A 12,447-nucleotide genomic window follows, 5' to 3' on the forward strand; every position below is an offset into this window, starting at 1 on the left:
GTTATTTGGTACAATACGCGCACTAAATCTGAGGATTTAGTGCTAAACTCTGACTAGATTTATACACACTACTGACACTATGACTGCCAAGAATATTTACGCTTATACTTTACAACCTGTTCCGTACGAAGTTTCGGAAGCTGAACAACGTAACGCTCAACTCGCAATTTGGCGTAGTACCAATAAAATTGGAACGAAAGCTTGGGCAATTATGGGCGTAGTTGTAGCGCTGGCTTTGTTGGGTCTTATTTTTATCAAGAACTATTCAACTGTTATTTTTTGGGTACTCCTTGCCTGTGTTGCAATATATCTATTGGTACGTAAGTTCGGTCTTGAATGGTACGTAAAACGCAAAATGAATGAATTTCCAGTTCAGGAAATTAAAGGCATTAAACTTGGTGTACAACCAAGTGGAATTGTCATGCGTCAGCAAATGGGCGTTCAAGAAGGTGTCGGAACGATTAGTTGGAACGATATTTATGAATGGTATAACACCCCTGATTTTATGTTGGTTAATTTTAAAGTGAAAGGTCAACAAGGCGCTTATATCCTACCTAAACGTATGGACAGCCGAAACTTTCCTTTTGCCACTGTACGTAAACATTTACAAGAGTCTGTTGGCGAAGCTAAAACACTATAAACATTCATTTTCTGAAGAACCTCCAAATCATGGAGGTTTTTTTATATTTCACTACAAATCTTTAATAAAAATGATAATGAGAATAAATATTATCTTCAAAATTCATTTTCTCTTCTAAATCTTCAGTTATAATTTGTTCATCAAAATTACATTTTCTCTTCCACGACCATGTTTAAAAAGACATTTTTCCAAATACATTGGTTCTTAGGGATTACAGCAGGGTTAATTCTTTCCATTATGGGGGTGACTGGTGCTATTTATTCTTATGAACAACCTATTCAGAAATGGTTAAATCCAAATAGTTTCACTGTTCAAGTTGAAAATAAAGCAAAATTGACCCCTGCTGAAATTTATCAACATTTTCAAACAGAAAGCCCCGAAACTAAAATCAATAGTATTACCATTGCAAAAGCACCAGATGAGTCTTCTAGCATCAATATTGTAAAAGAAGGCGCGCGCAAGGGTTATACCATGATGATTAACCCATACACAGCGGAAGTTTTACCTGAAGTCAAAGGCAAAGATTTTTTCCAGTTTATACAACAGTTGCATCGTAACTTGACTGCTGGCGAATTCGGCAAACAAATTACTGGTGCCAGTACATTGATGCTGATTTTCTTTGTTCTAAGCGGTTTGTATCTACGTTGGCCGAAAAAGCATTCTTTTAAACAATGGTTTGTGGTTAAGCCAAAACTCAAGGGGCGTAATTTTCTTTGGGATTTACATGCAGTTGTGGGCACATGGGTGGTTATTTTCTACTTAATTCTCGCATGCACAGGCTTGTATTGGTCGTATGACTGGTGGCGCAATGGCATGTTCAAGGTGTTAGGTGTAGAAAAGCCTCAACCTGAAATGCAAGCGGGTCGTGGCGAAGCGAATCAACGTCCTCAAGGCAATCGTACAGAAGGACAATCTGATGCTAGAAACCGTGGCGAAGGCCATGATGATTCTGCTCGAAGCGAAAAACAAGCAAAAGGCAGCCCAAATCGTGGTGAACAGTCTGGTGGAGAAAGTCGAGAACGTAATGAAAAACAAGGTTTAAAACCCGAACAAATTCAAATCGCGCTCACACAAACTTGGAGTGGATTCAATTCTCAGATTAAACGTGACTACTCTACTCTCACCGTTTCTATTCCTAAAAAAGCGGATGGTAAAGTTGAGGTCTCTTTTGTAGATGCAATTCCTCAACATGAACGCGCTCGCAACAAGGCTATTTATAACTATCAAAGTGCTCAACTTGAAAAAGTAGAGTTATATGAAGATAAAAAGCTCAATGAAAAAATCATGAGCAGCATGCTTCCTGTGCATCGTGGTAGTTTCTTTGGTCCTGTTTATCAGTTCATTGCGATGCTTGCTGCATTGGTTATGCCATTATTCTTTGTCACAGGTTGGATGCTTTATCTCAAACGTCGTAAACAAAAGAAACTGACTTTAGCAGCAAAACAGACTACCTCAGCAGTTCAGCTTGATCCAAATGCAACACCTTGGCTGATTACCTATGCATCGCAAACTGGCGTATCTGAACAATTGGCTTGGCGTACTGCCAGTAGCTTACAAGAGGCTCGTCAACCTACAACTGTAAAAGCAGTACAACAACTGACTGTAGATGACTTAAAACAAGCCAAACAAATTCTCTTTGTTGCCAGTACTTATGGAACAGGTGAAGCACCTGATCTTGCATCAAGTTTTGAGAAAAAACTGATGAGCATGTCTCTCGATCTTTCTCATTTAAAATACGCTGTTTTGGCACTAGGTTCACAGGACTACCCTGACTCTTACTGCGGTTTTGGGCATCGTATTGATCAATGGTTAAAGCAATCTGGCGCACAACAATTTTTTGCAACAATTGAAGTCAATAATGCAAATAATGATGACATTCAAAAATGGAACACTGCTTTAGCACAAACCACACATCTTGATTTAAAAGCGATGTCGATTGAAAAAACCTTTGATCAGTGGGAATTGACGAAGCGTGAATTGCTCAATCCAGACAGTATGGGTGCTCCTGCATTTAATCTTGAACTGCAAGCACCGTATGATGCCAATTGGCAAGCGGGTGATATTGCTGAAATTCAAACGGGCAATAGTGCAGCTCGCATTCAGTTATTTTTGGATAAACTTCAAATCGATGCTGAAACTTCAGTCCCAAGTTTGAATCAAACCATTCAACAAGCACTTTGGGATCGTGATCTCACTATAGAGGTGGCTTCATTTTCAAGTATGCAACAGTTACTTGAACAATTACCGACTCTACCAACACGTGAATATTCAATTGCCAGCATTCCAACTCAACAGGTTTTACGTTTAGTGGTTCGTCAGCAACGTAATGAACACGGTGAACTCGGACTCGGTTCTGGTTGGTTGACTGAGCATGTGGCATTGCGTAATAAAGTTGCTTTGCGCATTCGCACCAATGAATCCTTCCATTTGATTTTAGATAATCGTCCAATTATTTGCATTGGTAATGGTACGGGTATCGCAGGTCTTATGAGTTTAATTCATGCGCGTGTGCGTTTGGATTACACCGATAACTGGTTGATTTTTGGTGAGCGTCAACAAGCTCATGACTTCTTCTTTAAAGATACTGTTCAAGCTTGGCAGAATACTGCGATGCTTAAACGTATTGATTTAGCCTTCTCTCGTGATCAAGCTGAAAAAATCTATGTGCATCATAAATTACGTGATCATGCCGAAGCACTTAAAGCTTGGGTAGCAAATGATGCTGTGATTTACGTATGCGGTAGCATCAATGGAATGGCAAGTGATGTTGAGCAAGCTTTGATCGATATCCTTGGTCAAGATCGTGTAGATCAGCTACGTCTTGATGGTCGTTACCGTCGCGATGTTTATTAATTGTTTATGAACATATTCTAAATCTTTTTAATAACCAATAGACCGAGCCAAAGTGCTCGGTCTTGTCTTTTGGGAAATAGATTTTTAAATATAACAAAAGCAACCGATATTATTGACTACACTGAGCCGTTGTTACGCATCTGATTAGTACAGTGATTTACATCAAACCGAAAATGCCACACCTTACATTAGCGACCTTGAAAATAAGATTTATTTACAAATAATCTTACGATTTCAGTTTAAAATAATAAAATACTTAAACTATTTTGATTGATATGTATAAAAACAAAGTGTTGTGGTTTGCCCTATTTATTATCGGTTTTTTACTTTTTCTAGATGGATTTATTCTTATTTTATTTAAAAAAATCCATTTGGGAACAATACTTCCGCTGTTAATTGGTCTCGTTTTTTGTGCGACAGCACTATGGATAAAGCAAATCAACACTTTTCTAAATCAACATTTAAAGTTAAAAAAGATTTGGTACTTGGGTTGGATGGCATTTGGAATCTGGTTGATTAGCCTGATTGGATTCTTTGGCTACATACTGATTAAATCTAATCAAAAACATCAAATTGAAAATGTTCAAGCGATTATTGTATTGGGTAGCGGAATTACCCAAGGCAAAGCATCCCCTACACTCGCGAAACGTTTAGATACTGCAGGTGAAATTGCAACGCAACAACCTCAAACACTGATCATTGTCAGTGGTGGGCTGGATTATGGCGAAGTAAAAACTGAAGCTGAAATCATGTCCAATTATTTACAAGAATATTCAAAAATTCCAGCCAAACGTATTCTCCAAGAAAATCAAAGTACAAGCACCGATTTAAATCTCAAAAATAGCCAATTGATTTTGACAAAGCATCAACTCGGCTTAGATTCCAAAATCGCCATTGTCACCAGCGACTTCCATACACTGCGTGCGGGTGCAATCGCCAACAAGCAAGGTTATCGTAATTTTATCACCGTTGGCGCAGAAACCCCGATTACAACACGCTATAACGCATGGCTCAGAGAATATTTTGCCTATATCAGTGGCTGGTTATTGGGTGAGTATTAAAAATCAACGCACCTGATGACCCGTGAATAATTCATTGATTACATTTGATTAATGCGAATCTTTCTCGGCAAAGGGAGATTCACATTATTTCTAAACAACTCAGGCTGTGTTGTATAAAGTTGATATAAATAATTTTTGATATCGATCAAAAACTTATGCCCCGAGACCAAAACATTTTGCCCTTCTGGGGTGAGATTGATTGATAATAACGTATTATTTTTGGCAATAAATGGAATCATTTCATCTAAAAAAGGGATTAAATCAATTTCTTGGAGTGTATAGCGACTCCAATTATCCTTAATCAATAACTGAGCTAGACTTTTACTTTGCCAAACGGCTAAAGACTGTTGACCTGTAGGTGTTGAACACAATGCCCAGCCATCATCATAAAGTGCATATAGTTTAGTTTGAGAAACAATTGTTTCTACAAAACTTTTATATTGATCAATGGCTTGAACTGGCCCTTTTTGAGTTAAAGAAGCAGCTTTACGTTGATAAGGATTTCTCATAGTAATAGGTAATTTTTAAAATAATTATATGCTGATTGTATAGAAATTTATGAAATGAATAAAGAGAGAATATGGTGGGCGCTGACGGGATCGAACCGCCGACATTCTGCTTGTAAGGCAGACGCTCTACCAACTGAGCTAAGCGCCCTGAGAGTTGTAAATAAAGTGCGTTAAGGAGATTAGAGAGTTCTAAAAACGCTGAAACTTTATCAACTTATTTACTATTGTCTTGATCTCAGGAATCAAGAGAATGGCGCAGCGGACGGGACTCGAACCCGCGACCCTCGGCGTGACAGGCCGATATTCTAACCAACTGAACTACCGCTGCGTTGTATATGGTGGGCGCTGACGGGATCGAACCGCCGACATTCTGCTTGTAAGGCAGACGCTCTACCAACTGAGCTAAGCGCCCTGAATGAGGATAAACAAAACAAGGTTTTGTCTGAGTAAAATCAGAATCTATGATTCTTTTTATACTCTACTCTCCACAGAGTAATTTAATGTATTTCACTTAAGAAATGGCGCAGCGGACGGGACTCGAACCCGCGACCCTCGGCGTGACAGGCCGATATTCTAACCAACTGAACTACCGCTGCGTATATGGTGGGCGCTGACGGGATCGAACCGCCGACATTCTGCTTGTAAGGCAGACGCTCTACCAACTGAGCTAAGCGCCCTGAGCGAGAATTAACTAAAAAGTTTAATTAACAACGCTAATCAGGTATTACACCTTATTGCAAGATTCTTGTAAAGTGGCGCAGCGGACGGGACTCGAACCCGCGACCCTCGGCGTGACAGGCCGATATTCTAACCAACTGAACTACCGCTGCACTTCTACAATAAAAATTGCAAACAAACGAATGATGAATTTAAGTGGCGCAGCGGACGGGACTCGAACCCGCGACCCTCGGCGTGACAGGCCGATATTCTAACCAACTGAACTACCGCTGCACTAAAATTCAACGTTAAAGCTTGGTGGGCGCTGACGGGATCGAACCGCCGACATTCTGCTTGTAAGGCAGACGCTCTACCAACTGAGCTAAGCGCCCTAACGACTTCATCGTTTGTGAGGTGCATTATAGAGAATCTTGACTGTGTGTCAAACGCTTTTATCTATGTTTTAAGGATTTTACGTTTGAGTGATTAAAAAATAGATCATTTTCAGTCAATAATCGTTTTTTTGTTTATTATTTATCTATTTATCAATATTTATATCTGTTTTAGTTTGTGATTATTGGTGGATGATGAACGTATTAACAATGAGAGAATCATCATCATCCTATTTATAGTCAAATTAAGACAACAACTGTAACAACTTTACCCAACTGGTATGCTTTAGATTGGATTATGACTAAGCCGCAGGTTCAGGTCTTAACCACAACCAAATCGCAACAATGAACATGGTTAAATCTGTAAAAATTTTGACAGCGAGTGGTGCAGTGGTAAACAACATAATCACACCGCTGACGAGCATCATAATCGTTGCAAACCATTTCGCCTTACGTGGCACAGTGCCATTTTCACGCCATGCACGTAGCGTTACACCATACTTAGGATGGTTCAGTAACCAATGATCTACTTCTGGCCACCCTTTTGAAGCTGCCCATGCGGCCAAAATCAAGAAAACTGTTGTTGGCATTCCAGGTAATATTGCACCAATGATTCCAAGCACAATAAAAATAATCACCAAGGTTCGCCAAAACAAAACTTTCATAGAACAACTCAACTTTTCTCTTGAAGAAGTATAACGTTTTAAAATCAGGCATTCAGTATTGTTTTTGGAAATTTTAAATACTTCACAATTTTTCTATCTTGTTTGTGTTTTTATCTTCATTTGTTAAAACAAGAACTTCATTTACTTTTACTTCTTGGATAACAATTCTAATTCACACAGATTCACTCAAAATGACCAAAACATCATTGAATAAGTAAAGCTCACTCGAATATGTTGATTCTAAATGACCAAAACAATACAACATGACACAATATTGAGATGGAGCATTTAATGAATAACATCGCTTATTTTGAAATCCAGTCATCAAATCCTGAAAGAGACGTACAATTTTACAGTGAAGTCTTTGCTTGGACATTTACCAAAGTAGACGGTTTACCCATTCAATATTATCAAATAGCAACTGCTAATTTGCACGGCGGGCTACTTGAGCGTCCTGCACAAACACCTCCCACGCATTGTGGAACCAATGCTTTTACTTGTTCCATAGAAGTTGAAAATTTTGATGAAACTGCTGAGAAAATTTTAGCCTTAGGTGGGCAAGTTACAATGGAGAAGTTCGCTATTCCCAATAAATGTTGGCAAGGCTATTTTATTGATCTCGATAATAATACCTTTGGCTTAGTTCAAGTTGATGAAAATGCACAGTGATCGAAATCATCCGAGCGACTAAACATGTCGTTTCATCACACTCTTTATGATTCAACATTGTAAAATATGCTAAGTTATACAGGGCATTTCAAACACTTGAGTTCACATGACTGTACGCTTTTTTCATACATCTGACTGGCATTTGGGACAATTTTTTTATCAGCATTCTCGCCAGTATGAACATGAACAATTTCTAGCGTGGTTATTGGAACAAATCCAAATTAAACAACCCAATGCCCTACTGATTGCAGGTGATATTTTCGATGTCATCAATCCTGCATCGTCGGCACAGAAGCAGTTATACCAATTTTTAGCCGATGCCCATGCTATTGCGCCACATATGCAAACTTTAATGATCGCAGGCAATCACGACTCTGGTTATCGTATTGAACAAATTGAACCTTTACTTGAAAAATACAATGCTAAAACAGTCGGTGTCATCCATAAAAATAGTGAAGGATTAATTGATTTAGAACGCTTACTGGTGCCAATTTATGATGAAAATAAAGTCATTGTGGCATGGTGTTTAACTCTACCGTTCTTACGCCCTGCTGAAATTACTGGTTTTAATGAACAAAACACGCTTGAACAAAGTACCAATACTCAAAAAGCAATTGCTTATTTACATCAACAGCTTATTGCCGAAGCAAAAAAAAGAAAAACACCTGATCAAGCTTTAATTCTGATGTCACATGCACATATGCAAGGTGGAGAAACTTCGGATTCCGAACGCCCTATTATTATTGGTAATGAAGAAGCACTTTCCACTACATTATTTGATGAAGTGATTGATTATGTGGCGTTGGGGCATTTACATAAACCACAGAAAGTTCAGGACGCACATATTCGTTATAGTGGTTCACCGATTCCGTTATCGTTTAGTGAAATTAACTATAAACATCAAATTGTTGAAGTCACAATTGATCCTACTCAAACCGATGCACCAAGATTTCAGTTTGAAGCGATTGCCATCCCGCGTAGTGTGCAATTGCATAAAATTAAAGGTGAGTTAACAGAGGTTTTCAAGCAATTAAGCGCCTTACCAAGTGGTGCGATCGAGAATATTGATCATCGAGAATATGTCGATATTGAATATCATACCCATATTCCACCACAGCCTAATTTACGACAACAGTTTGAAGATGCATTGCCCAAAGATCGCTACCGTTTAGTACGTATCTCTCGACAATACTTAACGACTGAAAAGAATAGTGATGCCACCACTGCAATCAGTTTAGAACCACCAACACCTGAAAAACTATTTCAACAAATTTGGGAAAAGAATGGCTATTTAGACGATGATGCGGTACTCAAAGATTTTTTAAGTTTGGTACAAGAAGCAGAAAAATCACCTGAAGATGAACAAAAAATTTAAGGATTTATCATGAAAATTGCATCAATACGACTTAAAAATTTGGCATCTCTTTCAGGTGAACATTTTATTGATTTTGAATCTGAACCTTTAGCATCGGCAGGTTTGGTTGCTATTGTTGGTAAAACAGGTGCAGGAAAATCCACCATTTTAGATGCCATGTGTCTTGCGCTTTTTAATAAGATTCCTCGCTTAAAAGACAGTGATGGCAAGCTCACAGACGTAGATGGTTCAGAGGTATTGACCAATTCCCCATTGACCGTTTTACGCCGAGGCACAGCACATGGTTTTGCTGAACTCACTTTTATTGCGCAAGATCAGAAACACTATTTAGCCCGTTGGGAACTGAAACGTTCACGTGAAAAAGCAGATGGCAAACTACAAAGTGTACAGCGCTATTTAACTTGTATCACTGACGGTGTTGTGATTGCAGATAAAGCCAAAGCCGTTGAAGCCAGTATTTTAAAAATCACACAGTTAAGCTTTGAACAATTTACTCGAGCAGTATTACTTGCTCAATCAGAAGTGACTGTATTTTTAAAAGCACGTGACAATGAACGTGGTGAATTACTTGAATATTTAACCAACTCATCCATCTTTGGAAAAATTGGACAATTAGCGTTTGAGAAAACCAAATTCGCTGCCAACGCTCGTAAAGAACTCGAAAATTTGCTGGGCCATATTGAGGTTTTATCCGACACAGACTTTGCTGAGTTTACAATTCAATTTCAACAGATTGATGCCGATTATAAAAAGCTTGAACTTGAAAAATCACAGCTTGAAAAACAGCAACAATGGTTTGACCGTAAACATAAATTTGATAGCGATATTATTCTCAAACAACACAATGTAGATCTACAACTCAAATCTCAACAAAATCTAGCATCTGAAAAAGATCAATTAAAACGACTGGAAATATTTTCAAGTATTCGCCCAAATGTATTTCAACAGCAGCAATTTTTGAAAACTGAACAGCAACTTGCGCCACAAATTCAACAGCAACAAGGTTTGTTTGATGATTTAGCAAAGCAATTTGAAGTTGAAAAATCACAATATCAACAGGCTGAGACTGCTTTAAATACTATTCAGAATTTTGAAAATACACATAAAACTGCATTCAATCAGGTTCGAAAATGTGTCCAAGAACGTGAATTTTTGGGTACTGAATTTAAGAAAATGTACGCCAAACTACAGGATTTAGAGCAATTACAGCACCCTTTACTCACTCAAAAACAAGATGCTGAACAACAAATCCAACAGTTCAATCAACAACAAAGCAAGCTAAAGCAACAGCTTGAAACCAGCCAACAATTTAATCGTTTAGACAAAGGATTATCTGCACATCTGCAACAATTAGGACAATTTATTCAGCAATATCAAAATATTGAGAATCAATGCAAAGATTTAAATCAGACAGCTCAACAGCTCGTTGAATACAAACAACAGTTACAACTCAGCCTCGAACAGCATGGTGCTTCGGAGCAGATCGAAACGCAGCTTGAACAATTGCGCCAACAACGAGAGCAAAAGCTTAAACAATTGAACCAATTGGATTTTATTCAACAAAAACTGAGACATTTTTTTGACATAAAAGCTGAATCGCAACAACTCAACGACAGATTAAAAACTTCGACTGATCAATTTCAAAAGTTGCAACAAACCACCTTACAAACTGAACAAGATTATTTAGCTGCACAAAAAGCACGCCAGCAAATACAACTCGTTTTACAGCAACAGCGTTTATTACATGCTGAAAATGTAGAACATTTACGTGCCGAACTCAAAGATGGTGAAGCATGCTTAGTTTGCGGAAGTACCACACATCCTTATAAAACTGATGATGCTGTTGTGTCTAAAACATTGTTTGAATTACAGCAACAACAAGAACAGCAAGCAACTTTAAAGGAACAAGCGGGTTTTACACTTTGGCAAAATGCCCACAAAAGTTTGACTCAATTAAATGCAGAACTTGATCAATTTAAATCTGCACATCAATCACTGGCAGATAAGACATTCATTTTACAAGATGATTTGATTCAACAATTGAACCATGTGAATATCCAACTGGATTTAAATCAATCACAAGCTGAAATTCACTTAAAATTCAAACAATTTGAGCAACAACAACAAACTGAAATTCAACAATTGGAAGCGCAACTGAATACTGCTATTCAGGCGAATAAACAGCAACAGCAGCTTCAACAACGCATTCAAAACATTGAATATTTATTTGACACAGCCAAAAGCTTACACCAACAGGTTCAACAAATTACTCAGTGTTTATCTGAAACAGAACAACAAAATTGGCAACAACAAACTACTCAAACAGCGCAACATGTTTACTCAAAATTAAATCAACGTGTTCAGCTACTTGAACAACTTGAGCAACATGCCAAACAGCTCGATCAAACAACGCAACGCTTGGCTTCTATTCAAATTAAACTTGAAAATGCAACGCAACACATAGCCAATACTCAGCAAGAGCTAGAAAAAATTAAACAACAAGGTCAAGAAAATACCGAACTCGCTCAACAATTGATTCAAAACATGGCCGGTTTAAGTGAAGTAAAACCGAATGAATGGTTGGCTGAACATGATACGAACCGTCAACATTTACAAAGTCAATATCAACAATCTAAACAAAGCTTTGATCAGCTACGTCATCAGTTTGAACAACACAAAGGACAACTGGAACAACTCAAAGCACAATTGCAACAATGTCAAAATAATTTGAATCATGTGAATCATGAAATACAAACTTGGCTCAAGCAACATCCTGATTTTCAACAACAAGACTTAGATGCTTTAGCGCAAATCAATTCATCTCAAGAGCAACACATTCGTCAACAACTACAAAATGCTGAACGTTTACTCAATGATGCAACGTCTGCGCTCAAAACCGTACAAGAGCAATTGACTGAGCATTTGCAGCATCAACCTGAGATTGATTTGACTCAATTACAGCAATTGATTTTGGATAATGTAAATACTCTCAGAACACAACTTGAAATCAGAGATCAGCTCAAACTGAAACTTGAAGTGCACCAACAAAATATTGCTAAGCAAAAACAGTTCTCAGATAAAATTGAGCAAATACAACAAGAAGAACATCGTTGGAGTAAAATTTCCAGTTTGATGGGAGATTCTACAGGTAAAAAATTCCGAGATTATGCACAGCAATATAATTTGGATATTTTATTGGAATATGCCAACCAACAACTTGCCTTGTTATCTCAACGTTATACCTTGAAACGTCTGGAAAATTCGCTAAGCCTTGCAATTATCGATCACGATATGGATGGTGAAACACGTTCTGTCGCTTCACTCTCAGGGGGAGAGTCTTTTTTAACGGCTCTTGCACTGTCTTTAGCGATTGCCAGTATGGCCTCAGGCTCTATGAAAATAGAATCTTTATTTATTGATGAAGGTTTTGGCACATTGGATGCATCATCGTTACATATGGTGATGAATGCTTTGGATCAATTGCAAAATCAGGGGCGCAAAGTGGTTCTGATTTCACATATCCAAGAGATGCATGAACGGATTCCTGTACAAATTCAAGTACGTCCTTTGGGTGCAGGTGCGAGTACGATCCAAATCGTCAGCTGATACAGTTTAAAGGGAGATAA

8 protein-coding genes and 8 tRNA genes are annotated in these 12,447 nt (G+C 38.1%); 6 read left to right on the plus strand and 10 right to left on the minus strand.

Annotated elements, in window-relative coordinates; all coding sequences use genetic code 11:
• Positions 1–79 precede the first annotated feature (79 nt).
• From ACY45D_RS13785 to ACY45D_RS13795, 3 genes are all read left to right on the plus strand, one after another.
• Positions 80–640 (plus strand): hypothetical protein, encoded by a 561-nt coding sequence (locus ACY45D_RS13785; RefSeq protein ID WP_463107248.1) that lies wholly within the window; start codon positions 80–82, stop codon positions 638–640.
• A gap of 168 nt (positions 641–808) precedes the next feature.
• On the plus strand, positions 809–3,493 hold the full coding sequence (locus tag ACY45D_RS13790; RefSeq protein WP_463107249.1) for a PepSY domain-containing protein: 2,685 nt from the start codon (positions 809–811) through the stop codon (positions 3,491–3,493).
• Positions 3,494–3,768: 275 nt separating this feature from the next.
• Positions 3,769–4,554: a YdcF family protein gene (locus ACY45D_RS13795; RefSeq protein WP_463107250.1), complete on the plus strand. Its 786-nt coding sequence runs from the start codon at positions 3,769–3,771 to the stop codon at positions 4,552–4,554.
• 38 nt (positions 4,555–4,592) lie between these two features.
• Here the strand turns inward: ACY45D_RS13795 and ACY45D_RS13800 are convergent, their stop codons facing one another.
• The 10 genes from ACY45D_RS13800 to ACY45D_RS13845 form a co-directional block, all read right to left on the minus strand.
• Positions 4,593–5,063, minus strand: a complete 471-nt coding sequence (locus ACY45D_RS13800) for a DUF2750 domain-containing protein (RefSeq protein ID WP_463107251.1) — start codon at positions 5,061–5,063, stop codon at positions 4,593–4,595.
• A gap of 72 nt (positions 5,064–5,135) precedes the next feature.
• Positions 5,136–5,211: transfer RNA gene (locus tag ACY45D_RS13805), tRNA-Val, on the minus strand.
• 103 nt (positions 5,212–5,314) lie between these two features.
• A tRNA-Asp gene (locus ACY45D_RS13810) sits at positions 5,315–5,391 on the minus strand.
• 8 nt (positions 5,392–5,399) lie between these two features.
• Positions 5,400–5,475 (minus strand) — tRNA-Val (locus ACY45D_RS13815).
• 107 nt (positions 5,476–5,582) lie between these two features.
• Positions 5,583–5,659: transfer RNA gene (locus tag ACY45D_RS13820), tRNA-Asp, on the minus strand.
• 5 nt (positions 5,660–5,664) lie between these two features.
• Positions 5,665–5,740: transfer RNA gene (locus ACY45D_RS13825), tRNA-Val, on the minus strand.
• 76 nt (positions 5,741–5,816) lie between these two features.
• Positions 5,817–5,893, minus strand: a tRNA-Asp gene (locus tag ACY45D_RS13830).
• Positions 5,894–5,937: 44 nt separating this feature from the next.
• Positions 5,938–6,014 (minus strand) — tRNA-Asp (locus ACY45D_RS13835).
• Positions 6,015–6,036: 22 nt separating this feature from the next.
• Positions 6,037–6,112: transfer RNA gene (locus ACY45D_RS13840), tRNA-Val, on the minus strand.
• A gap of 302 nt (positions 6,113–6,414) precedes the next feature.
• Positions 6,415–6,777 carry a YbaN family protein gene (locus ACY45D_RS13845; RefSeq protein ID WP_463107252.1) on the minus strand — a complete coding sequence of 121 codons (363 nt, stop codon included), beginning with the start codon at positions 6,775–6,777 and terminating at the stop codon, positions 6,415–6,417.
• 291 nt (positions 6,778–7,068) lie between these two features.
• Here ACY45D_RS13845 and ACY45D_RS13850 point away from each other — a divergent pair, with 291 nt between their 5' ends.
• The 3 genes from ACY45D_RS13850 (at position 7,069) to ACY45D_RS13860 (ending at position 12,427) form a co-directional block, all read left to right on the plus strand.
• Positions 7,069–7,446, plus strand: coding sequence for a VOC family protein (locus ACY45D_RS13850; RefSeq protein ID WP_463107253.1), 378 nt, complete (start codon positions 7,069–7,071; stop codon positions 7,444–7,446).
• 106 nt (positions 7,447–7,552) lie between these two features.
• Complete coding sequence (locus tag ACY45D_RS13855; RefSeq protein WP_463107254.1) at positions 7,553–8,821, plus strand: exonuclease SbcCD subunit D C-terminal domain-containing protein; 1,269 nt, start codon at positions 7,553–7,555, stop codon at positions 8,819–8,821.
• Positions 8,822–8,830: 9 nt separating this feature from the next.
• Entirely contained in the window at positions 8,831–12,427 is a 3,597-nt protein-coding gene (locus ACY45D_RS13860) for an SbcC/MukB-like Walker B domain-containing protein (RefSeq protein ID WP_463107255.1), read from the plus strand.
• Positions 12,428–12,447 lie beyond the last annotated feature (20 nt).

The organism is Acinetobacter sp. BZX-2 (assembly GCF_055179795.1).

Bases quoted from the DNA above. Each gene is read 5' to 3' on its own strand.
- ACY45D_RS13785 (WP_463107248.1), top strand. From the start codon at position 80: ATGACTGCCAAGAATATTTACGCTTATACTTTACAACCTGTTCCGTAC.
- ACY45D_RS13790 (WP_463107249.1), top strand. From the start codon at position 809: ATGTTTAAAAAGACATTTTTCCAAATACATTGGTTCTTAGGGATTACA.
- ACY45D_RS13795 (WP_463107250.1), top strand. From the start codon at position 3,769: ATGTATAAAAACAAAGTGTTGTGGTTTGCCCTATTTATTATCGGTTTT.
- ACY45D_RS13800 (WP_463107251.1), bottom strand. From the start codon at position 5,063: ATGAGAAATCCTTATCAACGTAAAGCTGCTTCTTTAACTCAAAAAGGG.
- ACY45D_RS13845 (WP_463107252.1), bottom strand. From the start codon at position 6,777: ATGAAAGTTTTGTTTTGGCGAACCTTGGTGATTATTTTTATTGTGCTT.
- ACY45D_RS13850 (WP_463107253.1), top strand. From the start codon at position 7,069: ATGAATAACATCGCTTATTTTGAAATCCAGTCATCAAATCCTGAAAGA.
- ACY45D_RS13855 (WP_463107254.1), top strand. From the start codon at position 7,553: ATGACTGTACGCTTTTTTCATACATCTGACTGGCATTTGGGACAATTT.
- ACY45D_RS13860 (WP_463107255.1), top strand. From the start codon at position 8,831: ATGAAAATTGCATCAATACGACTTAAAAATTTGGCATCTCTTTCAGGT.